We start from the raw sequence: 24,352 nt of genomic DNA on the forward strand, positions 1-24,352 counted from the left end.
TTGTCCAAGCCCAAGCTGTCCAAACCTGCACAAAAGGCTCCGGGCAAGCCCGGCCTGCTGGCCCGGCTGTTCGGTGCGGAGCAGCCGGCCGCGCCGAAGCCGGCCCAGAAATACACTGGCCCCGCCAAGACTGACTCCCGGGACCCCCGCATCCTGCTGGCGCAGCAGATCCGTGCGATCCGCGCCAAGCTGAACCCGCAGATCCTGCGTCTGGCCGAGAAGGTGGCCAAGAAGGGCCCGCCGACCACCGACCAGGACCGCGCCACCCTGGCGATCGAAATCTTCCTGGCCCAGAAGGAAGATGGCGGCGATTTTGCCACCAGGCTCAAGGCCAGGCTGGACGACCGCAAGCGCAACAGCCACTAACCCGCCCGGCCCGGGCCGGCCCGACTTTCTCCAAAACGGAAAAACTGATTCGCCCACAGCGCGGCTACCCGCGCTGTGGCGCACCCCTACCTTGCCCGGCATGGACACTGCACATGCCGTCATTGTCGGCGCCCAAGGCGTCATCGGTCGCAACCTCGCCGGCCACCTGCTGAAGCAGGGCTGGCGCGTCACCGGCCTGTCGCGTCGTGGTGGCGAGGCGACAGAGCGACAAACCCATATCGCCGTCGACCTGCTGGATGAGGCCGACACGCACAGCAAACTCACGACCCTGCGCAATGTCAGCCATGTCTTCTATGCAGCCTATCAGGACCGGCCGAGCTGGGCCGAGCTGGTCGCACCCAACATGGCGATGCTGAGGAACGGCATCGACGCCATCGAGGCGGCCTCGCCGACCACGCTGCGGCATGTCAGCCTGATGCAGGGCTACAAAGTTTATGGCGCGCATCTCGGCCCGTTTGCGACGCCTGCGCGCGAAGAAGATGGCGGCCGCCACATGCCACCGGAATTCAATGTCGACCAGCAGGATTTCCTGCGTGCCCGCCAGCAGGGCAAAGCCTGGACCTGGTCGGCGATCCGGCCCTCAGTGGTGGGCGGTTTCGCGCTCGGCAATCCGATGAACCTCGCCGTGGCGATTGCCGTCTATGCCTCGATCTCGAAAGAGCTCGGTCTGCCGCTGCGCTTTCCCGGCAAGCCCGGCGCCTATGACAGACTGCTCGAAATGACCGATGCCGGACTGCTGGCGCAGGCCACTGTCTGGGCCGCCACCACACCGGCCGGCGCCAACGAGGCCTTCAATATTGCCAATGGCGATCTGTTCCGCTGGAGCGGCATGTGGCCACGCATCGCGCGCTATTTCGATCTGGAACTCGCGCCGCCACTGCCGCTGCAGCTCAGCGTCGTGATGGCCGACAAGGCGTCGCTGTGGCAGCAGATGCAGGTGAAATACGGCCTGGTCCGGCACGACTATGCGCGCGAACTGTCACCCTGGAGCTTCGCGGATTTCGTCTTCTCCTGGGACTACGACATGTTTGCCGACACATCGAAATCACGCCGCGCCGGCTTTCATTCATATGTCGAGACCGAGGCGATGTTCATCGCCATCTTCGACGACCTGCGTCGCCGTAAAGTGATTCCATAAAACAGAAAGCCACCTCATGCGTCCCTCGTCCACGATTGCCATTGCGGCACTCGCCGTCAGCGCTTTCGCCATCGGCACCACCGAATTCGTCATCATGGGGCTGTTGCCACAGCTGGCTGCCGACTTCGCCGTCTCGGTGCCCGGCGCCGGTCTGCTGGTCACCGGCTACGCGCTCGGCGTCGCCATCGGTGCGCCGCTGCTGGCGGCGCTGACCGGCCGCGTTCCGCGTAAAACCCTGCTGCTGGCGCTGATGGCGCTGTTCACGCTGGGCAATATCCTCTGCGCCACCGCACCCAGTTACACGCTGATGATGGCGGCGCGCGTCGTCACCAGCTTCGCGCATGGCAGCTTCTTCGGTGTCGGTTCGGTGGTCGCCGCCGGCCTGGTGGCGCAGGACAAACGCGCCGGCGCGGTGGCGCTGATGTTCACGGGGCTCACCATTGCCAATATCCTTGGCGTGCCCTTCGGCAAGCTGCTGGGCGATGTCTATGGCTGGCGCTCGACCTTCTGGGCCATTTCCGGCCTCGGCGTGATCGCCATGGCCGCCGTCGCCCTGCTGGTGCCGCGCATCGCGCGCGTCGAGGACTCGAACTTCCTGAAAGAACTACGCGTGGCGATGAAGCCGCCTGTGCTGCTGGCACTGGCCACAACGGTCTTTGGCTTTGCTGGCGTGTTTGCCGCCTTCACCTATGTCGCGCCGCTGCTGCTCGATGTCACCGGCACGACGCAGGGCATGGTGACAGCCGCACTGGTGCTGTTCGGCATCGGCGTCACCATCGGCAACATGTTGGGTGGCAAGGTGGCCGACTACAGCCTGATGCCGGGCCTGATGGGGATTCTCGCGCTGCTGATCCTGGTGCTGGTGGCGCAGTATGTCTTCGCCACGCAGCTCTGGCCGACGCTTGCACTGGTCACGCTGGTCGGCGTATTTGGCTTCGCCACCGTGCCGGGCCTGCAGACCCGCGTGCTGGACAAGGCGTCTGACGCCGCAGCGCTCGCCGCCACGCTGAATATCGGGGCCTTCAATCTCGGCAATGCGATCGGCGCCTGGGTCGGCGCCGTGGTGATCGAACAGGGTTTTGGTATTGCCGCCACTGCACTGGGCGGCGCGGCGCTGGCAACGATCGGTCTGGTGGCGACGGCGATGGGGCATATGGGGGATCGGGCGGAAAGCCGCACGGCGCTGGCCGCAGCAGAGTAACACTACCATCGTCACCCCGGGTCTGCGCTACGCTACGCCCGGGATGATGGATAAGAGAGAGTCAGCGCTTCTTCTTTGGTTTGACCGCGGTGGCCGACATGACATCACGCTCCACTGCCTGCAGCTGCTTCGTGATGAAATCGACGAAACAGAGCACCCGATGCGGCACCTGGCGGCCGGGCGGGAAGACCGCATGCACGGACTCGGCGCGGCGATACTGCGGCAGCACGGTGACCAGCCTGCCGTCGCGCAGATCCTCCGCCACGTCCCAGATCGATTTCTGCACCAGGCCCAGTCCCGCCAGCATCCAGGCATAGGCCACCTCGCCATTACTGGCAGACAGGCGCCCGCTGATCCGTATGGCGGTCTCCTGCGCGTCGCCAGTAAAGCGCCAGACCTGGCCCGAGCCGCCGCTGCCGCAGATGGCGATACAGTCATGCTGCTCCAGATCGGACAACTGCTGCGGCTGGCCCCGTTTCCTGAAATAGGCCGGCGCGCCGCAGATCAGACGCTGGTTCGCCACCAGACGGCGCGCACGCAAGGACGAATCCGTCAACTCGCCCATGCGGATGGCAAGATCGATATTCTCCTCCAGCAGGTCGACGATGGTATCGGTGAGCTGCAGATGAAAATTGAGTTGCGGCTGCTGGGCTGCAAAAGCGGCGATCAGCGGTGCCAGCCGGTTGCGGCCGAACGCCACCGGCGCGGTGATGCGGATGCTGCCGGTCAAGCGTCCGTCGGCGCCGGCCACTGCCTGCTCGGCATCGGCAATCTCGGAGAGGATACCACGACAGCGCTCGAAAAACGCCTGGCCGTCTTCGGTCAATGCCAGCTTGCGCGTCGTGCGTGTCACCAACCGGCTGCCGAGCCGCTTCTCCAGCGCGGCAAGCTGCTTGCTGACCACCGCCACGGACAGATTGAGCCGGCGCGCCGCCGCCGACAGGCTGCCGCCGCCGGCCACAGCCGCGAAGATTTCCATTTCGCGCAAACGATCCATGCCGGTGAAGATGGCACGGCATCTGGCAAAAGACCAGATCAGCGCGCCAGTCGTTCCAGCACGGCATGCGCCGCCGTCACGCGTGCGGCGATCGGCAGGTTGCGGTTGGCCAGCATCACCAGACCGATATTCCGCCCCGGCAGGAAAGCGACATATGCGCCGAAGCCATTGGTGGCACCAGTCTTGTTATACAGACGTGCGCCTGATGGCGGCTGTGGCGGCACCAGCATCGTCGCCGGATTGCTCTGCTGGCTCATCTGTTCGGAATTTCCGGCCAGCAGCTGGTCGAGCGGCACCGGCCAGGGATACTGCTCCCAACCCAATCCTTGAATCATCTGGCCCTGCATCATCGGGCCGATCTGCACATAGCCGGTCTGCGCGAGCTCGACCGCGCGCCGCATCGGCGGTTCCAGCGATGCAGGCCGCAGATTCAACTGCACGAAGCGGATCATGTCGGCGGCCGATGACTTCACGCCATAGGCCTCGGCATCCAGCGGGCCGGGATTGACGCGCACCGGCTGGTTCGTGCGGCTGTAGCCCCAGGCATAACGCGGCAGTTCGGATGGCGGCACGCGCACAAAGGTGCTGCGCAGACCAAATTGCGGAAACAGCTCGCGTTCGGCCAGCGTGGCGAAATCGCGCTGCAGCGACATGGCCGCGACATGGCCGAACAGGCCGATGCTGGGATTGGAATACCGCCGCTGCACGCCTGGTTGTGCAGATGGAGTCCAGCGCTGGTACCAGTCGATCATGCGCTCGTAACTGGTGACATCGGCCGGGAACTGCAGCGGCAGGCCGCCGGCGGTATAGGTGCCGAGCTGTAACAGCGTGGCGCGATCCACCGCGCTGCCACGCAAGGCCGGCAGAGACTGGCCGGGATGATCGTTGAGCGACAGGCGGCCGAGCGCGGCGGCATAGCCGCCGAGAATGCCGGTAAAGGTTTTGCTGACCGAGCCCAGTTCGAACAGCGTGTCAGGCGTGACCGGCGTTTTCGCGTCGCGCGCGGCAACGCCGTAACTGGCGATCTCGACGCGATCCCCGACCGTGACCGCCACTGCCATACCCGGCACGTCATGCGCCTGCAGCAGCGGCCCGAAGGCGCGGTCAATCAGGTCGCGGATATCGGCGTGACGAGTATCGGCGGCCTGCGCCGGCGATACCGCAAAGAGGATAAGCAGGCCGGCGACAGCGGCGCGCATGGAGACCCGCAAAGAAGCTTTAGTGCAGAATGCCGGGCGTCGTACCAGGCTTGGCTTCGCCGCCAGATTCGCTGCCAGCGACATGCTCGGCCGGCACAGCTTCGGAGGCCACGGCTGCCTCGGCCATGTCCTTGGCCTGGGCATCGCCGCGTTTCAGCTTGTCATGCGCCTTGATCGAGAAGGGGATCGACACGATGTAGGCGATCTCCATGGCGGCCAGCGTATACCATGGCTGGTTCAGCAGGCCTGCCACCAGCAGGCCGACGCCGAGCAGCACTACACCAACATATTCACGCTTCACCCGCACGCGCTTGAACGAGTAGGTCGGCACGCGGCTGATCATCATGCCGCCGATGAACAGCATCCAGATCGCGTTGAGGAACGACGAGGCGAAGAAGGCGCTTTCGAGTTCCAGGTTGATGATCAGGAACAGCAGGCTCAGACCCGCCGCGGCCGGTGCCGGCATGCCGGTAAAGAAGCTGCCGGTCCAGACCGGCTTGCTGTCGTCATCGAGTGCAGTGTTAAAACGCGCCAGGCGCAGGGCCGCACAGACACTGTAGGCCAGCACGACAAGCCAGCCGGTATTGCCGCTCTGGCCGATATCGTGCAGCGTCCAGAAATACAGCACCATCGCCGGCGCGACACCGAAGCTCAGGAAATCCGACAGCGAATCCAGCTCGGCGCCGAACTTCGACGCGCCCTTGAGCAGCCGTGCGACGCGACCGTCCAGCATGTCGAAGAAGGCGGCCGTGGCGATGGCCAGCACGGCGAACTTGAACTGGCCGAGCATCGCGAAGCGGATCGCGGTGAGCCCCGAGCAGAGCGCGATGATGGTGAGTATATTCGGCGCCAGCGTATTGAGCGGCAGTTTGCCCAGACGGTGCGGCGGTTTCAGGTTGATCGGCTTCATCGGCCAAACTCCATCGACACGGGACGGCTCCTTCCGGCAAGCCCTGCCAAGCTTAGCCGGGCAGGGTTACGGCAGGATTAAGACGCCCCGGAGATAACGTCCCTGGGATAACGATCAGCGGACTTCGCCGGTTCGTGGCTGTTCGGTGGCGCCGTCCTCGGCGATCACGGTTTCACCGGCCACGCAGCGCTGGCCGGTCGCCACCAGCGGCACCATGCCATCGTCGAGATAGACGTCGACGCGGCTGCCGAAGCGGATCAGGCCGAAACGTTCGCCGGCTTTGTAGCTCTGGCCCTCGCGCGCTTCACACAGGATGCGGCGGGCCACCAGGCCGGCAATCTGGACAACCGCGATTTCCTTGCCATTGTTCAGCTTCATGCGCAGCGACTGGCGCTCGTTGTCGATGCTGGCCTTGTCGAGCGCGGCATTGAGGAACTTGCCGGGGCGATAGGCCACGGCCATCACGGTGGCATCGATCGGCGAACGGTTCACATGCACGTCGAACACATTCATGAACACGGAAATGCGCTGGCGGGCATCGCTGCCCATGCCGAGTTCCTCGGGCGGCACGGCGCGCTCGATCATCTGCACCACGCCATCGGCCGGCGAAATCAGCAGGCCCTCGCGCACCGGGGTGACGCGCGGCGGATCGCGGAAGAAATAGGTGCACCAGCAGGTCAGGATCACGCCCAGCCAACCGAGCGGTTCGGCGACCCAGAACAGCACCAGGGTCACGACCGCGAAGATGGCGATGAACTTCCAGCCTTCGCGGTGGATCGGGACCAGAACGGAACGGATGGTGTCCATGTGAGGCGTAAACCTTTGGAGAAATGAGGCTGGGCGCAATGTAGCTATTGCTGCCCCTGGCTTAAAGGCCTGTCGGGCGGATTTATGGGCGGAATCGTTAATCCGGGACCAGCGCTTTCATCTCCCACCCTCACCCTCCCGCTTCGCGGGTCCCTCCCTCTCCCGCTTGCGGGAGAGAGTTGGGGTGAGGGCCTTTCCATTTTTCGTCCGTCAGATCTCCGCATACATTTCCAGCATGTTGCCGTCGGGGTCGCGGAAGAACAGCGTGCGATGGCCAAACGGCTGATCGGTCGGCGGCAGCACCAGCGCGATACCCTGCTGTGTCAGTTCGGCAGCGCAGGCATCGACATCGTCGCGCGCCACCTTGAAGGCCAACTGCAGGGCGGCCGTGTTTTTCGGCACAGGGTCGTCCTTCGCGGTCAGTCCGGGCAGCGCGAGTGCCAGCGTGTTGGGCCCGATGCAGTATTCGATCCAGCGCGGCGACAGCTCGCGGATCAGTTCGAGCTGCAGCACGTCTTCATAGAAGCGGCGCATCGCGGCCAGATCGCGCACATAGATCACGGTGTAGTCGATCGCCTTGATGGCCTTGAAAGCTGACATGCTCGTCTCTCTCCGGACTCAGTTCTGCAATACAGGTTCGGTGCGCAGCTTTTCCACGGCGAAATCGAGGAAGGCACGCACTTTCGCATTGGCACGGCGGCCTTCGGCATGCACCAGCTGCACCGGGGTCGGGGGCAGTTCGTAGTCCGCCAGCAGGATTTTCAGCTCACCCCTGGCCAGTGCCGGCGCCACCATATAGCTGAGCACGCGCGTGACACCGCGCCCGGCAATCGCTGCCTTGATCGCCACATCCGAGGAATTGACCGTGAAGCGCGCCGGCGGCGCCACACGCGCATTGTCCCTGAAAATCCACTGGTCGGCGGCGGCGGCTGACGAGAAAGCGATGGCGTCGTGCTGCAGCAGATCGTCAGGTTTTTGTGGCTCGCCATGCCGCGCCAGATAGTCGGGTGCGGCGACGATCACGCGGCGCACTGCACCGACGCGGATGGCGCGCAGACTCGAATCCTGCAACTGCGCGATGCGCACGGCAATATCGAAGCCTTCGTCAATGAGGTTCGTGACGCGGTCGAGCAGCAGCAGCCGCGCATTGACGCCCGGATGTAGGCTCAGAAAATCCTGCACCAGCGGCGCAATATAGAGACTACCGAACATCTGCGACGCGGTGATGGCAAGGTCGCCGGTCGGCGCGCCATGGTCGCCGGCCGCCGAGGCCTCGGCCTCCTCGAGATCGGCCAGGATGCGGCGCGCATCCATCAAAAAGCGCTGGCCCGCCTGGGTCAGGCGGACATGGCGCGTGCTGCGCTGGAACAGGCTGGTGCCGAGCCGCTCTTCCAGGCTGGCAATCGCCCGGGTCACCGAGGGCGGCGACAGGCGCAGATGGCGCGCCGCCTCGGCGAAGCCGGATTTCTCCGCCACCGAGAGGAAGATACGCATGGCGTCGAGCCGGTCCATGGCATTATTTCATAAACTGAAATAGTGACTTGTCAAAGCCGGTTATTCTGTTTTCCATGAGAAATGCCAGATTGGGGACATCTCTTGGATAAGGACCCCCGCCATGACGCTCCGCCTGCACAGCTTCCCCCTTTCCGGCCATGCCCATCGCGCCCGGCTCATGCTGGCCCTGCTCGGGCTCGAGGCTGAAACCGTCGATGTCGACTTGCGCGGCGGCGCGCAGAAGCAGCCGGACTTCCTCGGCCTGAATGCCTTCGGCCAGGTGCCGGTGCTGGAAGACGGCGAGCCAGAGAATCCGGTCGTGATTGCCGACAGCAACGCGATCCTGGTCTATCTCGCCGGCAAGTATGACCGCAGCGGCCAGTGGCTGCCCGCCGATCCGGCGATTGCCGCACAGGTGCAGCGCTGGCTCTCGGTCGCGGCCGGCCAGCTGCTGATGGGTCCGGCACGCGCCCGCATGGTGAAGCTGTTCAGCTCGCCCTTCGATCACGACGCCTGCAGGCAGGTGGCGACGCAGCTGTTCCATGTGATGGAGCGGCATCTGCAGGGCCGTGACTGGCTGGCCGCATCGCATGCGACGATTGCCGATATCGCGCTCTATTCCTACACGGCGCATGCGCCCGAAGGCGATGTGTCGCTGCAGCCCTATCCGCATATCCGCGGCTGGATCAGGCGTGTTGAAACCTTGCCCGGCTTCGTGCCGATGCAGAAGGCAGCATAGTAATGGGACGGTTCCACGACGGCGAGCAGCAGCTGCAGAAGCGGGTCGATCCCAATCTGCCCCGGCGCATGGCGCGCACTGCCGAAATCGCGCTGCGCGACTTCATGCCCGACCAGCATCGCGACTTTTTCAGCATCCTGCCGACGCTGGTGGTCGGCAGCATCGACGAACGCGGCCGGCCCTGGGCCTCGATGCTGGCCGGCACGCCCGGCTTCGCGACCTCACCCGATCCGGTGACCTTGCAGGTCAATGCCCGGCCGGTGCCCGGCGACATGCTGGCGCAGCACCTGAAGCATGACGCGCAGCTCGGGATTCTCGGCCTGCAGCCGGAAACCCGGCGGCGCAACCGCATGAACGGCCGTGTCACGTTTTTGCAGGACGATGGCTTCACGGTGCATGTCGAGCAGAGCTTCGGCAATTGCCCGCAGTATATCCAGGCGCGGCTGCCGCGACTGGTCGGCGCGCCGAATGATCCGCCGGTGAAGCCGGAAGGCGCCGTGCTGTCGCCGCGCGCCGGCCTGATGCTGGCCGGCACGGACACTTTGTTCATCGCGACACATGCCAAGGATGAAGGCGTTGATGTCTCGCATCGCGGCGGCAAGCCGGGCTTTGTGAAGGTCGAGCAGAAGAATGGCTATACCCAGCTCACCATCCCGGATTTCCGTGGCAACAATTTTTTCAACACGCTGGGCAATATTGCGCTCGATCCCCGCGCCGGGCTGCTGGTGGTGAATTACGACAGCGGCGATCTGCTGCAGCTCACCGGCCAGGCCGAGATCATCTGGGACGGACCCGAGGTGGAAACCTTCCAGGGCGCGTTGCGGCTCTTACGCCTGCGCGTGGACGAAGGCCGCATCCTGCAGGGCGCACTGCCGATCCGCTGGAGCCAGCCGGCCTATGCGATGCAGCTGCTGGAAACAGGAAGCTGGGCTTAATCCCCTGCCGCCGACAGCACGGCCACTGTTTCGCCGCCGGCCTTCTCTTCCAGCGCACGCGCCTCCTGCTGCTTCTGCCACAGCGCGGCGTAAAGCCCCTGCTGCGCCAGCAGCGCATGATGGCGGCCGCGCTCGGCGATGCGGCCCTGGTCGAGCACAATGATCTCGTCGGCATCCACCACGGTGGAGAGGCGATGCGCGATCACCAGCGTCGTGCAGCCTTCGGCCGCGCGGGCCAGTGCCGACTGGATCTCGCGTTCGGTATGGGTGTCCAGCGCCGAGGTCGCCTCGTCGAACACCATGATCTTCGGATTTTTCAGCAGCGCCCGCGCGATCGCCACGCGCTGCTTCTCGCCGCCCGACAGTTTCAGGCCACGCTCGCCCACCATGGTTTGCATCCCGTCGGGCAGCCGCGCGATCAGGTGGTCGAGCTGCGCCAGCCGTGCGGCCTCGGACACTTCGGCATCGCGGGCTTCCACGCGACCATAGCGGATGTTGTAGAGGATCGTGTCGTTGAACAGCACGGTGTCCTGCGGCACGATACCGATGCAGCGCCGCAAGGAGAGCTGCGAGACCTCGCGGATATCCTGGCCGTCAATGCGGATGCTGCCGCTGCCGATGTCGTAGAAGCGATACAGCAGGCGCGACAAGGTCGACTTGCCGGCGCCTGACGCACCCACCACGGCGACCTTGCGGCCCGGCGCGATGCGGAAGCTGACGCCGGCCAGAATTTCGCGGCGCGGATCGTAGGCGAAACGCACTTCGTCGAAGACGATTTCGCCCTGCTGACAGACCAGCGCCGGCGCGGCGGGCTTGTCCTGCACCTCCTGCGGCACGCCGAGCAGCTTGAACATCGCCTCCATATCGACCAGGCCCTGCTTGATCTCGCGATAGGCGAAGCCGAGGAAGTTGAGCGGCAGGTAGAGCTGGATCAGATAGGCATTGACCATAACGAGGTCGCCGAGCGTCATGGTGCCGTCGCGCACGCCGAGCACGGCGAGGCTCATCACACCGATCAGGCCGATAGCGATGATCGCGCCCTGGCCGAGATTGAGATAGGCCAGCGAGGTCTGGCTTTTCACCGCCGCCTTCTCGTAACGCATCATGGCATCGTCGAAGCGATGCGCCTCATGCAGCTCATTGGTGAAATACTTCACCGTCTCGTAATTCAGCAGGCTGTCGATCGCGCGGGTATTGGCGCGCTGGTCCTCGTCGTTCATCTGGCGGCGATACTTGGTGCGCCATTCAGTGATCGCAAGCGTATAGGCGATATAGCCGCCGATGGTGGCGACGGTGATGGTGGCAAAGGTCCAGCCATACAGCCACCACAGCACGCCGCCGACCAGGCCGATCTCGACCAGCGTCGGCACGATGTTGAAGGTCATGAACTGCAGCACGAACTGGATGCCCTTGGTGCCGCGTTCGATCACGCGGGACAGGCCGCCGGTCTGGCGCTCCAGGTGGAAGCGTAAGCTGAGCGCATGCAGATGGTTGAAGGTCTCCAGCGCGAGATTCCGGATCGCGGCCTGCGCCACCTTGGCAAAGACCGCGTCGCGCAACTCGCCAAAACCCTGCGCCAGCATGCGGGCGATGCCATAGGCCAGCACCATGCCGAGCACCGCGCCAATGGCCAATTGGTTCGCACTGACGCCGCGGTCGAGCAGGTCGACCGCCTGCTTGAAGAAATACGGCACTGCAACATTGATCAGCTTGGCCAGCAGCAGGAAGCCGAAGGCGATCACCACGCGGCGACGCAGGTCTGGGCGCTCCGCCGGCCAGAGTCGCGGAATCAGCAAGGCAGGCAGAGATTTTTTCAAGTCGGTCATGGCTGGGCGGGGCGCGGGGCGTGAACTAGGCTGGCGGGTGCTTGTCGGGGTGCGATGTGCGGCGTATCGTCTGCACCCTTATTATACCGCATTTTCTTTTTCCGGCAGGGAGCAGTCCGATGAAAGTGGTGAGCTTCGTCCGTAATGGCAAGAGCTCTTACGGCGTGGTCGTGAATGACGGCATCGTCGATATGGGCGCCAAGCTGGGGTCCAAGTATCCCGACCTGGTCGCCGTGCTGAAGGCCGGCGCGCTGGCCGAGGTGGAAGCTGCCGCGAAAGGTGCCGCCGCCGACCTGCCCTATGAAGGCACCACCCTGCTGCCGGTGATCCCCAATCCGGGCAAGATCGTCTGCGTCGGCGTCAACTATGACGAGCACCGCCGCGAGATGGGCCGCGAACCACCGGGCCACCCCACCATCTTCGTGCGCTTCCCGGAAAGCCAGGTCGCCCATAACCAGCCCCTGCTGAAGCCTGCCGAATCCGACAAGCTGGATTACGAAGCCGAACTGGCCGTGATCATCGGCAAGCGCGGGTACAAAGTCTCCGAGGACGACGCTTTCAGCATCGTCGCCGGCTACGCCTGCTACAACGACGGCTCGGTGCGCGACTGGCAGACCCATACCGGCCAGTTCACCCCGGGCAAGAACTTCAACGCGACCGGCGGCTTCGGCCCCTGGATGGTGACGGCGGACGAGATCCCCGACGCCCAGAAGCTGGCAATCCAGAGCCGCCTGAACGGCCAGGTCATGCAGTCGTCCAACACTGACCTGATGACCTTTAACATCCGCAAGATCATCAAGTATGTGACGACCTTCACGCCGCTGGAACCCGGCGACGTGATCGCCACCGGCACTCCGGGTGGCGTCGGCACCAAGCGCAACCCGCCGGTCTACATGAAGGACGGCGACATCATCGAGATCGAAATCGAGAAGGTCGGCCTGCTGCGCAACCCGGTGAAAAACGGGTAAGCGGAGCCTTCATTGCAGTTCGGAAGCGGCGCCCACGTGGCGCCGTTTCTTTTTCCTCATCGTCATGCCGGCCTTGAGACGGCATCCCATTTTAATGGAACCTCGGGGTCAAGCCCGGGATGACGGCCTGTGTTTACTTCACGTCCTTGCCTACAGCTTCGGCCACGCTGCGGAAGCCATCCCGCTTCAGCAGCGCTGCCAGCTCGGCCTTGATGCGCGCCGCCAGGCCCGGGCCTTCATAGACCAGCGCCGAGTAGAGCTGCACGGCAGACGCCCCGGCACGGATTTTCGCATAAGCCTGCGCGCCCGAGGCAATGCCGCCGACGCCGATCAGCGGCACGCGGCCTCCGACATGGCCATAGAGCTGCTTCAGCACGGCTGTTGAATGTTCGAACAGGGGTGCGCCGGAAAGCCCGCCGGTTTCGCCGCGATTGGCACTGCGCAGGGAGTCCGGCCGGGCAATCGTGGTGTTGGTGGCGACGAGGCCATCGAGTTTGAACTGCAGCGCCAGCTCGGCAACGGCCGCGATATCCTCGTCGGCCAGATCGGGTGCGATCTTGACCAGCAGCGGCGTTCTCAGCTTTTCATGCAGCGGCTGCAGGCGAGCCAGCAAGGCCGTCAGTTCCTCGCGGCCCTGCAGGTTGCGCAGCCCCGGCGTGTTGGGCGACGACACATTGACCACGGCGAAATCGACCAGCGGCGCAAGGCGTTCGTAGGAAATCGCATAGTCGCCGGGGCGGTCGGCGCTGTCCTTGTTGGCGCCGAGATTGGCGCCGACAAAACCGGCGAGGAAATTCCCCCGGCCGGTGCGAACCTGCAGGCGCTTCGCGGCGGCCTCAAGCCCCTCGTTGTTGAAGCCCATGCGGTTGATCACCGCGCGGTCTTCCGCCAGACGGAACACGCGCGGACGCGGATTGCCCGGCTGTGGCTTGGGCGTGATGCCGCCGACTTCGACCAGGCCGAAACCGAGCCGCAGCATGGCATCGGGCACTTCGGCATTCTTGTCGAACCCGGCTGCCAGCCCGACCGGATTGGTCAGCCGCCGGCCAAACAGCACCGTGTTCAGTACCGGATCGTCATAGGTGGCCGGTGACAGCGGCGCACAGCTCAACAGTTTCAGGGTCAGGCGATGTGCCGTTTCGGCATCGATCTGCCGCACCAGCGGGAAGACGAGTTTGCGATAGAGGTTCATGTCACATTCTCTTGCATGATTGGCTCCGGTGCCCGCAGCGCATGTGTCTCAACCGGCTTGCCGCCCAGCAGCGGATAGGCGGTTTCGCGCATCAGCGTGGGCTCGAACAGCCGCACCTTGAGATCGAGCGGCAGCGTCATGACGCGTGCAGCGAAATCCGCCGGCAGCTTTTCCGGCTGCGCATAGCGTGCAAGCGTCATATGGATCATGTCGTAATTCGGCGTGCCGCCCGGCGGCTGCGGCACCTCGGCGCGCAACACGCGCCGCAGGCTCCAGACTACCTCCTGCGGTTCGGCCACGGCAACCACCGCCGTCTGCGTCACCCGCAACTCGCGGAAGCGCAGCAAGGTGGCCGGCTGCGCCGCGCACCAGCGGCGAAACACCGCCAGCGCCTGTTCGCCGTGAATCTGCCACCAGGCATCCTTGTCGAAATCGGAGCGTACCGGCGCGATGGCATAGAGCGAGAGATGGAAGGTTTCGGCCGGCGCAATCAGCAGATAATCAGCCGAGCCGGCCATGGCGGAGACCCGGCGCAGCACGTCGAGGCAGGCCTCGCGCGTCGCCGGCTCCAGCATCTGCATGACGGTGTAGGAGATCAGCGACTGACCCCAATACTGGTCACGAATGAAGCCGTTCACGGCATATCCCCCGGGAAAACATGCCGGCCCGTTCCGCTATCGAGCGGCAGCTTTTCGACGCGATGCACAGCCGCAACCGGCAGCGACCCGTAGAGATGCGGAAAGAGTTCGTCATTGCGGGACTTTTCCCATTTCAGCGGCGAAGCAAGGTCGCTGTCGCGCACATAGAGCAGCAGCAGGTCGGCCCTGCCGGCATAATGTCTGGCGGCGGTTTCAGCGGCCTGCCTGGCGGTGGAGAAATGGATGAAGCCGTCGCGCAAGTCATGCGCGGTGCCGCTGAAAGCGCCGGCGGCCTGTGCCGCCTGCCAGTCGCCTGCTGAGATGATGCGGTAGATCACGGTCATGGCAGCGACATAGCAGAAGGCGCTATCTGCGTCACCACTCACTTGGCCCATCCTTCATTTCGACCGGCCGGCCGACTTCTCGAAACTGCGCAGGCCGGCCATGCCGAGCATGGCCAGCACCAGTTCGAACAGGCTGTCGGTCTGGATCGCCGGCGGCTGCAGGCCGGGCGACCATAAAGCTGCCGCCCAGAGGAACAGCGGATGGCCGAGATAGGCCCAGCCGACACCCAGCGCACAGATCCAGCCCACCGCCGGACGCCAGCCGGCGACAAACACCGAGCGGTGTGCCGCCTCGATCTTGTTCAACTCGACCTGCAGCTCGGCCGGATGCTGGCGCAGTTTTTCCAGCACGGCTTCGGCCTGGGCGCGTTCTGCGTCGGAGGTGAACAGTTTGTCGAAGACATTGCCGATCGCCTCGATCGGTGAGGCTATATTGGCAGCGAGGATGCGGTCGAGCATGGCTGGCCCCGTTCTTTCTCTCGTCAGTCGATGTCGTTGTAGAAGGCGTGACGGCCGATCACCACGCAGGGCGTGCGGCCCCTGGCCCAGGCCGGCGCGCAGTCGAGCGCATGGTAATGCGTGGCGCCAAAGGTGTAGTCGGGCAGGATGCCGGCCAGCGCATCGACCGACACCGACAGCGCCGTGGCGTAACTACGGTCGCGACCATCGGCCGCCAGCAGCTTGACGCGGTTTGGATCGCTGTCCAGCCAGCAGGAAAACTGCCAGGGCTTGAGGCAGATTTCCGCCACGCTGCGGCCCCACCAGCCGGGCCGGGCGGCACGATTGAGGATGGTGTTCGCCACGCCACGCATCCCGTCGCGGCCTTCGCCGCGTGCCTCGCCCCAGAGCGTGCGCGCCAGAACATCCAGCGTGAAGGCGCGATCGCCATAGGCGGCGGCGCGAGCCGCGGGATCGGTCGGCAGTTTCGTGATGTGCATGACAGTCTTTCCCTTATATCCGCGCCGGGTGGCCGAGCTTGGCCTCGATGCGCAGCAGGTGTTCGGTCAGCCGTGTTTCGACATCTTTCAGATGCGCGATCGAGGCATAGCGCTGCGCGACATCAAGCTTGAAATCCGAAAGCGCTGCGCGCGTGGCACCGATGGCGGCACGATGTTCGGCCTGCATCTGCTGCACGATCTGGTCCTGGCGTTCGCGCTGGTGCTGGATCAGCCAGAACAGGCCGCCGAGTGCGGGCAGCTCCACCATGCTGAGCCACCACATCAGATCCATTGCGAATTGTCCGGTCATGGCGACCTCCTAAAGTTCAAAGTCAGCCTAAAGCTCGAAATCAGATTGGGCCTGATGCTGGCCGGCCTGGCCGCGCCAGTCGGGCATCGCGGGGCGCGACGGCAGCAGGCCGAAGCGCACCGGCTCGCTGAGCAGGCAGCCCGAAACGGCATCCAGCCCGTCATCGCGGCTGCGCCCATCGGGCCGCCATTCGCGCATCTCGGCAAAGAACGGCGTGTCCGTCACGCTGCGATGCGCCTGCAGCGCGCCAGCCGCTAGCACGACGTCGAAGGCCTGCAGGATGCGGGCGGATTTCGCCTTGCGGCTGGTGCATTCGATCACGCCGGCGCCGCAATCGGCCTGCGCCAAGGTGCGACGCAGCAGGCTCGGCAGGAATTTGCCGATGCCATTGGTTTCCAGGCGAATGGCCGGCAGATGCAGGGCCTTCGCGAAGCTGGTGGCCTGGGCGCAAAGCTGGCTGGCGGCATCCAGGCTGCTGCCGGGCTGCTGTTCCAGCCACTGGATGCGGTGCAGCCAGTAACCGCCATCGGCGTCGCCGTAGACGGCGGCGATCACGCTGCCATCGCCGTTGCGCGGCATGCCGAAGGCCGGGTCCCACCAGCAGCTGGCCGAGACCATGCGTCTGCCCTCGATAGTGAGCAGCATGCGGTCGCCGCTCAAGTGTTCGACCTCCAGCTCACCGCCATAGATCGGGATGCGGCCGGGATCGAGGCGTGCATCTTCGGTCGAGACCGGCTGCAGCAGCATCTGGGCGGCGAAACGCGCAGCACCCGTGCGGCGACGGATGCTATCGAGACGTTCGCGCGGAAAGCGTTCCGGCCAGCGGCTGTCGTCGCGCTCGTCCAGCACCGGCAGTTCGAGGCGGTGGAAACCGGCCAGGAACGGCGCCTGTTCACCGATCTCGCGGCGCGGCGCCAGCGCGTAGATCGAGTAGTAAGTATGCGGCGTGCCGGCATAAAGCTGCGTGCCGTCGGGCACCAGCACATAGTCGATCTCGGCCAGGCGCGCGCGCAGGTCCTCGCGTTTCTGCGGCGTGTCGCTGGTGGCCGGTACTTCGACGTCGTCGCACAGCACGATGTCGGCGCGGCAACCGGTGATGTTGCCGTTCAGGCCACGCGCCAGCATGGACGGATCGCGCCATTCCACGCTGCGGTTCACGGTGAACTGGTCAGACGCCCACTGGTCGCGCGACGGCGGCATCAGGCCGCGGGTCAGAGGGTGGCGTTCGATGATGCGCTTCACGTTGCGCACCATCTTGCGCGCCAGCGTCTGCTCGGCGGCCAGAACCAGAATGCGCAAACCGGGATCACGCAGCAGGAGCCAGGCCGCGAACAGGCCGACCAGCGTGGACTTGCCGGCATCACGGAACACGAGCAGCAGCAGCTCCTTGCGGCCATCCTGCCAGCTCTGTTCAAGCCAGTCGAGAATCTCGCGATGCAGATCCGGCAGGCCGAGATGCTGGCGCCGGTTCCAGAAGCGCACGAAATCGGTCAGCGAGACCTGCTGCGCGACCTCCATCGGCAGGCTGGGCGTGATCTGCTGGAACTCAGCCACGCTCGCTCTCCTCGTCCAGGCTCGCTGCATCCAGATCGGCCACCATGGCGCGATAACCGGCGATGTCGAGCGTGTCATTGCCGGCAGCCGTCTTGGTCGGGACATCGAGATGCAGCAGCTTGCGCAGCAGCACGATATGGGTCAGCACCGCCTTGGCGGCCGACTGGCGCTGATACAGCGCCTTGTCGCCCGGCTCGCCGGGCCTGGCCTCCAATTCGTTGTACAACTCGGTCAGCGCCGCCAGCTTGGTGCTGGCGACGGATTCGAACCGGTGGTTGAGGGATTCTGTCATGGCGTAACTCCCGCCGTACAAAAGGAGGCCCGGCGGTTTGCGCCGCCGGACCGCCCCGTGATCAGACCTTGATGATGTAGTTGAGGATCAGCGTCGGCTGCACGTTGTTGTGCGGCTGGTCGCCACCGGTCGGCAGCGCGACAGCGCCGTAATACAGATACTGGTGGATGGCGACACCACCGGGGGTCAAAGCGGATGCCGGGGTTTCGCCGACATTGACGTCATGGCCATGGGACGCCAGTTCCGCCACAGTCAGCTGATGCTGTTGATTGCCACCAGCAGCACCCAGCGCGCTGCCATTTAGCCCAGCCGCCGAACCAGCGGTCAGGCGGTTGGCGGACGTGCCGCCCATATTGTCCTTGCCAGCCGCAACACGGCCGCGCAAATCCGGCAGGTTGAACGTCGTCGTACCGTCACCAGAGCCGTAAGTGGTGCCAACGACCGCGAACAGACCCGCACAGGTCTCGCGGCCGACGGCAGCACCATCGCAAAGCAGCCAGCCATCCGGCGCAATGCCGCCAGCAAAAGGCGAGACCAATCCACTCGGGATCAGACCATCAGTGACCGTGATCTGCAGGATCTCGTCGTCGCCGTCCTCAAGCTCGGTGAGGGCAATCCCGGCGCCAGCGACCAACTTCTGCACCAGCGTATCGGCCGTGGTGTCGTTGCCGGAGACATGCACGGTCTGCAGCCGGCGGATGCGTATGACATCGCCGATTGCCGGCGCCACAGCAAAAGTCACGGTGCCGCCGAAAGGATTCCCCGTGTCGTAGACCGTGACACCAGTCGCCGGCGCGCCATTCAGGTAGACCGCGATCTCGGCAGCAGTGGAGAAGGTGAATGGAATGGTGAAAAGCACCGTGCTGCCATTGCCTTCATAGGTGACGCTGGCATTTCCAGTACTGGTAGGAATCGACATGGAAAACCTCACTGTAAAAATATGATTTGAAAATGGCCGGCTTCGTCCGCGTCAGCGGTGCTGCATGTGCATCTCCTTCTTCAGTCCCAGTGAATCGCCATCGCAGCCACCAGCAGCAGCGCGGCGGCCAGATCCGTGATGGCAAGCGATGCGGTCATCGCGCGATCTCGTCGGCGTAGTGCAGCCTGATGCCGGCACGGAAGCGTTCTGCGTCAGCCGTGCAGGTGGCGAGATCGGCGCCAAGCGTGACGAAACACGGCATCACGCCGGCCTTGTCGAAACCGCCCACAGGACTGCCGCAGTCTTCGGCGGTCAATCGCACCGGCAGGATATGCGGCGGCACTGGCAGATGTTCGACCGCAGCGATCCTGCGTCGGGGATCACCATTCACCAGATCGATCACTGTCACCGGTGCGGGAAGTGGCAGGTCGAGTGGCGCGTCGAACAGCAGGGCCGCCAGCAGGCGGCGATGCGCCGTAGGATCTGCCACGCCAGCTACCCAGTCCCAGGTTGTCGTCAGGCGGAGATTGATATCGATGAGATGTAGGCCGTCCGGTCCACGGATCCCATGCACATTCATAATACCGCGTCCCCAGGCCGGATCGCGCCGCCGCAGACGATCAAGGTGCGGCAGGTTTTCGATCAGATCCGGCGCGGCATTATTGTGGAAACAGGCCCGGCGCCAACGCGGTCCGTCGACACTGCCTGCACCGGTGAGTTCGAAATATCCGTGGCTCCGGTAGATGACATGCATCTGCGACGCCGTTAGCAACAACATGGCACCTTCCGTACAACTGCCATCCAGAGCGGCCTGCAGCAGCGCCGGGCCAAGCGCCTGAGGTTGACGCTGTTCGGCGAAGAATGGGGTTTGCAGCCCCTCTTCCCGCAGCCAGCGCATAAAGTGGTCTTTGCTGTTGAAACGGCGATAGCCCCAGGGCCGCGGTGACCAGCCACCGGACGAGCGCGTCGGTTTCACGATGATCGGTCCCGACCAGAGCCAGCCGAAAATATCTTCTGGCGTCAACGGCAGACACTGTGGCAGCAGCGGCAGATCGAAGATCTGGCTCAGTAGCGGAATTCCCGTCGCTTTATCAGCCAGCTGATTTATCAAGCCGACTGATAAGCCACCGCATCCATGGCGCTCGTTCAGACGCGCGGCCACCAGGGTCAGGGCATCACTGCAGGCAATCGCCAGAACGATTGCCTCGTCGCCCGCCATGGCTTCGACGACTTCTGACCGGTCACCGACAATGATGCGCGCCGGTACACCCAGCGATTCGGCGGCGGCACGCAGATGTGCGGCCTTATCCCGACTCTCGTGGCTGGGTGCGGCCAGCAGAAGCAGAGGCTTGCTCATGCGGCCACCTCCAGGCTGGCAGGATCGATCACCGCCATGCGTTCGGGCAGGCCGTCGCGCCGCGGCGGACCTTCAATCTCGACCAACACCAGGTGCGTCAGCCAGTAAATGGCGGCAGCAAAGACGCCGAGATTATGCCAGTAGCTGTTGTCACAGGCCTGGCGCCAGAGGTCGTCTTCGAGAAACAGGCAGGCACCCTGGCAGAGTGGCAGCACTGGGCAGTTGCCGCACTCGCTGCGCGTCGACCAGTGATAGGCGGTATCGAGACGGATATCCTGCATCGCCTCGACATGGCCGATGCGATGCTTGGTATCGGCCGACATGTTCTGGCAAGTGAGGGCATTGCCCTTCAGATCAACCGCCAACCGGCCCGGATCGTCCATGCCGCATTTCTGGCCGAGCGCCGCAGCCGGCCGACCTTCCGCCAGTTGGCGGAAAAAGCCAGTGATCTTGTCGCGGATCGTGCTGACCGACATAGACTCGCCACGCACTGCTTCCCAGAAGACGGCGGCCATGAAAGCACGGCCTTCCTCCTCATTGCGCAAACTGAGTCGCTTGCCGTTCTCATCGTAGGGCAACAGTACCTCTTCGGTGACCATCGGCAGATCCGCTTCCGGTACACCGAGTGCCGTCGCAATATGTCGGCGCGCTGCGGTCAGAGACATGTTGCGACGATGCAGCACCGCGTTGAAGCTGACGCGATGCTGCGGTGCCAGCCGATCATAGAGCAGCCGCAGCATGGCACGCTTGTGCGGATCGGCCAGCGGATCCGGACCACGGTACTTCATCGCCGGCCCGTCATGGCTGATGCCGATGCCGAAACCCATACGATCCAACCAGTCGATCTTGGCTTCATCCAGCAGCGAACCATTGCTGACCATACCGAAACCCGCCTGTGGAAACCGCGTACGCAAGGCTTCGGCCAGTGGTTTCAGCGTCTTCCAGTAGACGAAAGGCTCGCCGCCCCAGAATTCGATCCGCTGCGGTTCGCCCTCCAGCCAGTCGGACAACGTGGCGAGAAACCGATCGACATCGGTCGGATCACCCTGGCTGTCATGCGGCTGATGCGCTTGATTGCAATACTGGCAACTGTAATTGCATTTCAGCCCGAGCTGGATTTTCAGCACACGCACCTGCCGCTGCTTGCCCGCCGGCAGGGTCGGATGCACCGGAAAAGCGGGTTGCCATGCGCGGGGCGTATCGACGTAGCCATGACCGACGCCGCTCAGATCAAGCGGTGTGCCGTCATCCCAGCAAAGCCTCGCAGCCTGCGGTGACCAGAAAGCAGTCCGGCGATAGTCACCAGGACCAGCGAAGATAAGACGATAGAGCGGCGGCATGACAATGCTCCGGGCAGGAAACGGACTCAGACGATCGTGACGATCTTTTCGTCGACACCGCTAAAATTGCGCCAACCGACCTTCAGTTTGATTTTGTCGCCGGCGTTTAAGCCCAGGGCCATCAGTGGAAAGCTGCCGATTCCGTTACTGATCTCGACTTGGCGCTGCGGCAGATAGCCGGCGTTACATTCGAGGTAGACTTTGGCGTCCACGTCATCGACCAGCGTATCGGTGTTCTTGCTGAACATCTCAATGTTGTAAGTTGCGGCTTGGCCGGCCGGGATGGTGTCGGAGCCAGACAAGCGCAGCGAGGCAAACAACGCCTTGAAGCCGTATAGCGGTTCGAGATCGTATGGCCCCAGACCGATCTTGATGGTTGGCATCTGCTTGTGGCTGGCGAAATTGTGAATACAGCCGAAAGCCGGGTTGTATTTCACGACAAAGACGCAGTTGGAGAAATCCTGCCGCGCGAAAGGCACATTGAGCATCATGAGATTTATCTCCTTGCGCCCGATCAGCAGGTTGTAGTGATGCTCGCGGCTTGGCTGCGTGGCAAGGTAGCGGTTAAACGGCATCGACAGCTTGCCGTCGCGCGTGGCGTTGAAGGCCCAGATGGCGTAGTCGGACCAGGCTACAGAGCCCAGCACCCCGGTATCGATCCGGAAGCCGACCTGGCTGATCGGCTGCAGGAACAGATTCCGGTTGCGCGATCCTCCGACATACTGGCCGCCTAACGCCTCCAGCGGAATCCAGTGCCTCTCACGGATCTCGCGCGAAACCGCGAGATCGGAATCAAGCTCGAAGGGCTCCGCATGCCCACCATAAATCGCGACTGCGTCTTTCACCGGCATCGCCGAGGCAACGGCAGCATCTTCACTCAACCGCCAGGTGCGCAATGTGATCCGGTCGGAATCTGTCTTTGCCTCCACGACAAATGGAGTTTTCAAACCGGACCAGAGGAAATTGTGTCGTTGAAACAGGGCGCTCATCTGAATCTCCCGATCACTTGCAGTTCCAGCAGTTCGAACAGTCACAGTTGCAGTTACAGTTACAGTTACAGTTCGAGTAGCAGTTGGTCTGACCGCAATTGCAGTTCTTCCAGTCACGCCGCTGGACGTCGAAACCGATTTCAGTACGCAGAAGGTAGTAGGAGCCATAAATCCGCTCGTTGGTCTGGCTGACCGGCTGGTTGGTGGTCGACGATCCGCCGGCAAAGTCGTAGCCGGGATTCACGTAGGGCAGACCCAGTCCCCAGCTCCACCAATTGGCATTCGGCATACTCCAGCTGGTGTTGCTGAAGCAGTTGCCGTTCGGAATGATGCCAGAGCAGTTGGCGACCTGCTGTTCCTCGTAGAGGGTTTCGCGGGTACGATGCAGGATCGCGTAGCCGACATCCTGCCCGCTGCCGAGCAGGAAGCCGGTGGCGAGTGGCGTGGTGCCATTGCTCTGCAGGCTGGGCGCGACCAGTGGCCCGGTCATGATATCGCCGTCCTTTTCAACGAAGCCGCTCGGTGCGTCCTGCCAGGCCACATCACCGTCGTCATTCGATGCCTTGGCCAGCACCTGACCTTCGTTGCCGCCATGCGGAACACCGAGGCCTGGTGCGCCATCTTCGCCAGGCAATCCCTGTGGACCGAGTGGACCCACCGGCCCCTGCGCGCCTTGCGGTCCCTGCGCGCCGGTCGGGCCGACTGGCCCGGTCTCGCCCTGCGGACCCTGAATGCCCTGCAGACCGCGCGCCGCCAGCAGCGACCAATGCGCCGTATCATCGGCAGGTATCATGCTGCCGCTCACTGCATCGATGCAGACATAGCTTTGGCCTCCATGCTGAACCGCATCGTCGGCAGCATAAGCCGTCGCAGCCAGCCAACCGCCGCGCCAGGTCAGACCACGCGGACCCTGTGCGCCCGTCGCGCCAACCGGGCCCTGCGGACCCTGCGGACCGAGTGGACCCTGCAGACCCTGGACGCCCTGCGCTCCCTGCGGACCGGCCTCGCCGCGGCCGAAATAGATGCCGTTCGACCAGTCGGCCGCAGCATTGCTCAGCTTGAAGAAGAGTTGGCCGAGATCGGCGGCGAGAAACGCGAAGCCCGCGGTGGCTGCGTCATGCGATGTGCGCTGGGCGTAGCCGCCGATCGCATCCGGCGTAAACGACTGGCCCGGCGCACCTGCACTGCCCTGCACGCCCTGCGGACCCTGCGGGCCTGTTGCGCCCTGCGGACCCAGCGGGCCGGCGGGACCAGCAGGGCCGGGGTTGCCCTGCGGACCCGGGGGCCCGCCCACACCCTGTATGCCCTGCGGTCCCGTCACACCCTGCGGGCCGATCGGACCTGCAACACCCTGCGGACCCTGCGGACCGACCGGACCGGAGGGGATCGATCCCTCGCCGATCAGTTGCGGCTGACCATCGCCATCGAAGCCCAGCACGCGATTGGCGCGCGCACCAGACGGCAGAACAAGATCCTGCGCGGCCGGGAACGCCGCGCCTGGCGCCAGCTTTACGGCGCGAGCGACCTTTTCATCGACCTGCTGCACCAGCCGCGTCAGCCGTTCGAATTCGGCATTCAGCGCTTCGGCACGTAACACACCACCTTCGGAAAATTGTGGACCGCTGGCCAGGCCGACAATGCGTGCGATCGTCACACGCTGACCGGCCTGCGGCGGATTATCGGCGAAGGCAATTGTGCCGCCATCGCCGTTATTCAGCAGGTCGACCGTGTAATCGCTGCGCGGGCCGTCATCGACCCAGACATGCAGTTCGGCTGCATTGGACACCGGAAATTCAAACGGAAACAGTTGCTCCACGCCAGTGGCGATCAGCTGGATTCTCGGAATGAGTGAAGATGTCGTCATGAATATCTCCGCGA

General features: G+C 64.1%; 26 protein-coding genes. 6 read left to right on the plus strand and 20 right to left on the minus strand.

Features of this window, described 5'->3' with window-relative positions; all coding sequences use genetic code 11:
• From FNB15_RS05470 to FNB15_RS05480, 3 genes are all read left to right on the plus strand, one after another.
• Positions 1-366 carry a hypothetical protein gene (locus FNB15_RS05470; RefSeq protein WP_144067742.1) on the plus strand — a complete coding sequence of 122 codons (366 nt, stop codon included), beginning with the start codon at positions 1-3 and terminating at the stop codon, positions 364-366.
• A gap of 100 nt (positions 367-466) precedes the next feature.
• Complete coding sequence (locus tag FNB15_RS05475; protein WP_144067743.1) at positions 467-1,525, plus strand: SDR family oxidoreductase; 1,059 nt, start codon at positions 467-469, stop codon at positions 1,523-1,525.
• 16 nt (positions 1,526-1,541) lie between these two features.
• Positions 1,542-2,726, plus strand: a complete 1,185-nt coding sequence (locus FNB15_RS05480) for an MFS transporter (protein ID WP_144067744.1) — start codon at positions 1,542-1,544, stop codon at positions 2,724-2,726.
• A gap of 61 nt (positions 2,727-2,787) precedes the next feature.
• On the opposite strand, the gene FNB15_RS05485 is transcribed toward FNB15_RS05480, so the two are convergent.
• From FNB15_RS05485 to FNB15_RS05510, 6 genes are all read right to left on the minus strand, one after another.
• Positions 2,788-3,723 (minus strand): LysR family transcriptional regulator, encoded by a 936-nt coding sequence (locus FNB15_RS05485; protein WP_144067745.1) that lies wholly within the window; start codon positions 3,721-3,723, stop codon positions 2,788-2,790.
• Positions 3,724-3,761: 38 nt separating this feature from the next.
• On the minus strand, positions 3,762-4,922 hold the full coding sequence (ampC, locus tag FNB15_RS05490; protein WP_144067746.1) for a class C beta-lactamase: 1,161 nt from the start codon (positions 4,920-4,922) through the stop codon (positions 3,762-3,764).
• Positions 4,923-4,941: 19 nt separating this feature from the next.
• Positions 4,942-5,832, minus strand: coding sequence for a CDP-diacylglycerol--serine O-phosphatidyltransferase (pssA, locus tag FNB15_RS05495; protein WP_144067747.1), 891 nt, complete (start codon positions 5,830-5,832; stop codon positions 4,942-4,944).
• A 114-nt stretch (positions 5,833-5,946) separates the two neighbouring features.
• Positions 5,947-6,639, minus strand: coding sequence for a phosphatidylserine decarboxylase (locus tag FNB15_RS05500; RefSeq protein ID WP_144067748.1), 693 nt, complete (start codon positions 6,637-6,639; stop codon positions 5,947-5,949).
• A gap of 210 nt (positions 6,640-6,849) precedes the next feature.
• Complete coding sequence (locus tag FNB15_RS05505; protein ID WP_144067749.1) at positions 6,850-7,239, minus strand: VOC family protein; 390 nt, start codon at positions 7,237-7,239, stop codon at positions 6,850-6,852.
• 18 nt (positions 7,240-7,257) lie between these two features.
• A complete protein-coding gene (locus FNB15_RS05510; protein ID WP_144067750.1) occupies positions 7,258-8,151 on the minus strand; it encodes a LysR family transcriptional regulator in 894 nt (297 codons plus the stop codon).
• 103 nt (positions 8,152-8,254) lie between these two features.
• Between FNB15_RS05510 and FNB15_RS05515 the strand changes: the two genes are divergently transcribed.
• Positions 8,255-8,872 carry a glutathione S-transferase family protein gene (locus FNB15_RS05515; RefSeq protein WP_144067751.1) on the plus strand — a complete coding sequence of 206 codons (618 nt, stop codon included), beginning with the start codon at positions 8,255-8,257 and terminating at the stop codon, positions 8,870-8,872.
• A 2-nt stretch (positions 8,873-8,874) separates the two neighbouring features.
• Positions 8,875-9,807, plus strand: a complete 933-nt coding sequence (locus FNB15_RS05520; RefSeq protein WP_144067752.1) for a pyridoxamine 5'-phosphate oxidase family protein — start codon at positions 8,875-8,877, stop codon at positions 9,805-9,807.
• Here the strand turns inward: FNB15_RS05520 and FNB15_RS05525 are convergent.
• A complete protein-coding gene (locus FNB15_RS05525; protein WP_144067753.1) occupies positions 9,804-11,633 on the minus strand; it encodes an ABCB family ABC transporter ATP-binding protein/permease in 1,830 nt (609 codons plus the stop codon). The genes FNB15_RS05520 and FNB15_RS05525 overlap by 4 nt on opposite strands.
• 119 nt (positions 11,634-11,752) lie before the next feature.
• Here FNB15_RS05525 and FNB15_RS05530 point away from each other — a divergent pair, with 119 nt between their 5' ends.
• The gene (locus tag FNB15_RS05530; RefSeq protein ID WP_144067754.1) at positions 11,753-12,601 is read left to right on the plus strand and encodes a fumarylacetoacetate hydrolase family protein; all 849 of its coding nucleotides are present in this window, start codon (positions 11,753-11,755) and stop codon (positions 12,599-12,601) included.
• 133 nt (positions 12,602-12,734) lie between these two features.
• On the opposite strand, the gene FNB15_RS05535 is transcribed toward FNB15_RS05530, so the two are convergent.
• The 13 genes from FNB15_RS05535 to FNB15_RS21455 form a co-directional block, all read right to left on the minus strand.
• Positions 12,735-13,793 (minus strand): quinone-dependent dihydroorotate dehydrogenase, encoded by a 1,059-nt coding sequence (locus FNB15_RS05535; protein ID WP_144067755.1) that lies wholly within the window; start codon positions 13,791-13,793, stop codon positions 12,735-12,737.
• Positions 13,790-14,431, minus strand: a complete 642-nt coding sequence (locus tag FNB15_RS05540) for a hypothetical protein (protein WP_144067756.1) — start codon at positions 14,429-14,431, stop codon at positions 13,790-13,792. The genes FNB15_RS05535 and FNB15_RS05540 overlap by 4 nt, the downstream gene beginning before the upstream one ends.
• Positions 14,428-14,817 carry a DUF952 domain-containing protein gene (locus FNB15_RS05545; protein WP_246068796.1) on the minus strand — a complete coding sequence of 130 codons (390 nt, stop codon included), beginning with the start codon at positions 14,815-14,817 and terminating at the stop codon, positions 14,428-14,430. The genes FNB15_RS05540 and FNB15_RS05545 overlap by 4 nt, the downstream gene beginning before the upstream one ends.
• A 12-nt stretch (positions 14,818-14,829) precedes the next feature.
• Positions 14,830-15,234, minus strand: a complete 405-nt coding sequence (locus FNB15_RS05550; protein WP_144067757.1) for a 3TM-type holin — start codon at positions 15,232-15,234, stop codon at positions 14,830-14,832.
• Positions 15,235-15,257: 23 nt separating this feature from the next.
• Entirely contained in the window at positions 15,258-15,713 is a 456-nt protein-coding gene (locus FNB15_RS05555) for a cell wall hydrolase (RefSeq protein ID WP_144067758.1), read from the minus strand.
• Between the two features lie 13 nt (positions 15,714-15,726).
• Positions 15,727-16,023 (minus strand): hypothetical protein, encoded by a 297-nt coding sequence (locus FNB15_RS05560; protein WP_144067759.1) that lies wholly within the window; start codon positions 16,021-16,023, stop codon positions 15,727-15,729.
• A 27-nt stretch (positions 16,024-16,050) separates the two neighbouring features.
• Complete coding sequence (gene terL / locus FNB15_RS05565) at positions 16,051-17,577, minus strand: phage terminase large subunit (RefSeq protein ID WP_246068797.1); 1,527 nt, start codon at positions 17,575-17,577, stop codon at positions 16,051-16,053.
• Complete coding sequence (locus FNB15_RS05570) at positions 17,570-17,869, minus strand: hypothetical protein (protein WP_144067760.1); 300 nt, start codon at positions 17,867-17,869, stop codon at positions 17,570-17,572. The genes terL and FNB15_RS05570 overlap by 8 nt, the downstream gene beginning before the upstream one ends.
• A 61-nt stretch (positions 17,870-17,930) precedes the next feature.
• Positions 17,931-18,788: a tail fiber protein gene (locus FNB15_RS05575; protein WP_185973726.1), complete on the minus strand. Its 858-nt coding sequence runs from the start codon at positions 18,786-18,788 to the stop codon at positions 17,931-17,933.
• 154 nt (positions 18,789-18,942) lie between these two features.
• Positions 18,943-20,145, minus strand: coding sequence for a hypothetical protein (locus FNB15_RS05580; protein ID WP_144067761.1), 1,203 nt, complete (start codon positions 20,143-20,145; stop codon positions 18,943-18,945).
• Positions 20,142-21,485 carry a radical SAM/SPASM domain-containing protein gene (locus FNB15_RS05585; RefSeq protein ID WP_144067762.1) on the minus strand — a complete coding sequence of 448 codons (1,344 nt, stop codon included), beginning with the start codon at positions 21,483-21,485 and terminating at the stop codon, positions 20,142-20,144. Before FNB15_RS05585 ends, FNB15_RS05580 begins: the two co-directional genes overlap by 4 nt.
• A gap of 26 nt (positions 21,486-21,511) precedes the next feature.
• A complete protein-coding gene (locus FNB15_RS05590; RefSeq protein WP_144067763.1) occupies positions 21,512-22,474 on the minus strand; it encodes a hypothetical protein in 963 nt (320 codons plus the stop codon).
• A 13-nt stretch (positions 22,475-22,487) separates the two neighbouring features.
• A complete protein-coding gene (locus tag FNB15_RS21455) occupies positions 22,488-24,338 on the minus strand; it encodes a collagen-like domain-containing protein (protein WP_144067764.1) in 1,851 nt (616 codons plus the stop codon).
• Positions 24,339-24,352: the final 14 nt, after the last annotated feature.

The sequence above is a fragment of the Ferrovibrio terrae genome (assembly GCF_007197755.1).
Lineage (GTDB): Bacteria > Pseudomonadota > Alphaproteobacteria > Ferrovibrionales > Ferrovibrionaceae > Ferrovibrio > Ferrovibrio terrae.

What these genes read in the sequence shown, in the direction of transcription:
- FNB15_RS05475 (WP_144067743.1), top strand. Translation starts at nt 467, where the DNA reads ATGGACACTGCACATGCCGTCATTGTCGGCGCCCAAGGCGTCATCGGT.
- FNB15_RS05480 (WP_144067744.1), top strand. Translation starts at nt 1,542, where the DNA reads ATGCGTCCCTCGTCCACGATTGCCATTGCGGCACTCGCCGTCAGCGCT.
- FNB15_RS05485 (WP_144067745.1), bottom strand. Translation starts at nt 3,723, where the DNA reads ATGGATCGTTTGCGCGAAATGGAAATCTTCGCGGCTGTGGCCGGCGGC.
- ampC (WP_144067746.1), bottom strand. Translation starts at nt 4,922, where the DNA reads ATGCGCGCCGCTGTCGCCGGCCTGCTTATCCTCTTTGCGGTATCGCCG.
- pssA (WP_144067747.1), bottom strand. Translation starts at nt 5,832, where the DNA reads ATGAAGCCGATCAACCTGAAACCGCCGCACCGTCTGGGCAAACTGCCG.
- FNB15_RS05500 (WP_144067748.1), bottom strand. Translation starts at nt 6,639, where the DNA reads ATGGACACCATCCGTTCCGTTCTGGTCCCGATCCACCGCGAAGGCTGG.
- FNB15_RS05505 (WP_144067749.1), bottom strand. Translation starts at nt 7,239, where the DNA reads ATGTCAGCTTTCAAGGCCATCAAGGCGATCGACTACACCGTGATCTAT.
- FNB15_RS05510 (WP_144067750.1), bottom strand. Translation starts at nt 8,151, where the DNA reads ATGGACCGGCTCGACGCCATGCGTATCTTCCTCTCGGTGGCGGAGAAA.
- FNB15_RS05515 (WP_144067751.1), top strand. Translation starts at nt 8,255, where the DNA reads ATGACGCTCCGCCTGCACAGCTTCCCCCTTTCCGGCCATGCCCATCGC.
- FNB15_RS05520 (WP_144067752.1), top strand. Translation starts at nt 8,875, where the DNA reads ATGGGACGGTTCCACGACGGCGAGCAGCAGCTGCAGAAGCGGGTCGAT.
- FNB15_RS05525 (WP_144067753.1), bottom strand. Translation starts at nt 11,633, where the DNA reads ATGACCGACTTGAAAAAATCTCTGCCTGCCTTGCTGATTCCGCGACTC.
- FNB15_RS05530 (WP_144067754.1), top strand. Translation starts at nt 11,753, where the DNA reads ATGAAAGTGGTGAGCTTCGTCCGTAATGGCAAGAGCTCTTACGGCGTG.
- FNB15_RS05535 (WP_144067755.1), bottom strand. Translation starts at nt 13,793, where the DNA reads ATGAACCTCTATCGCAAACTCGTCTTCCCGCTGGTGCGGCAGATCGAT.
- FNB15_RS05550 (WP_144067757.1), bottom strand. Translation starts at nt 15,234, where the DNA reads ATGCTCGACCGCATCCTCGCTGCCAATATAGCCTCACCGATCGAGGCG.
- FNB15_RS05555 (WP_144067758.1), bottom strand. Translation starts at nt 15,713, where the DNA reads ATGCACATCACGAAACTGCCGACCGATCCCGCGGCTCGCGCCGCCGCC.
- FNB15_RS05560 (WP_144067759.1), bottom strand. Translation starts at nt 16,023, where the DNA reads ATGACCGGACAATTCGCAATGGATCTGATGTGGTGGCTCAGCATGGTG.
- FNB15_RS05570 (WP_144067760.1), bottom strand. Translation starts at nt 17,869, where the DNA reads ATGACAGAATCCCTCAACCACCGGTTCGAATCCGTCGCCAGCACCAAG.
- FNB15_RS05575 (WP_185973726.1), bottom strand. Translation starts at nt 18,788, where the DNA reads ATGTCGATTCCTACCAGTACTGGAAATGCCAGCGTCACCTATGAAGGC.
- FNB15_RS05580 (WP_144067761.1), bottom strand. Translation starts at nt 20,145, where the DNA reads ATGAGCAAGCCTCTGCTTCTGCTGGCCGCACCCAGCCACGAGAGTCGG.
- FNB15_RS05585 (WP_144067762.1), bottom strand. Translation starts at nt 21,485, where the DNA reads ATGCCGCCGCTCTATCGTCTTATCTTCGCTGGTCCTGGTGACTATCGC.
- FNB15_RS05590 (WP_144067763.1), bottom strand. Translation starts at nt 22,474, where the DNA reads ATGAGCGCCCTGTTTCAACGACACAATTTCCTCTGGTCCGGTTTGAAA.
- FNB15_RS21455 (WP_144067764.1), bottom strand. Translation starts at nt 24,338, where the DNA reads ATGACGACATCTTCACTCATTCCGAGAATCCAGCTGATCGCCACTGGC.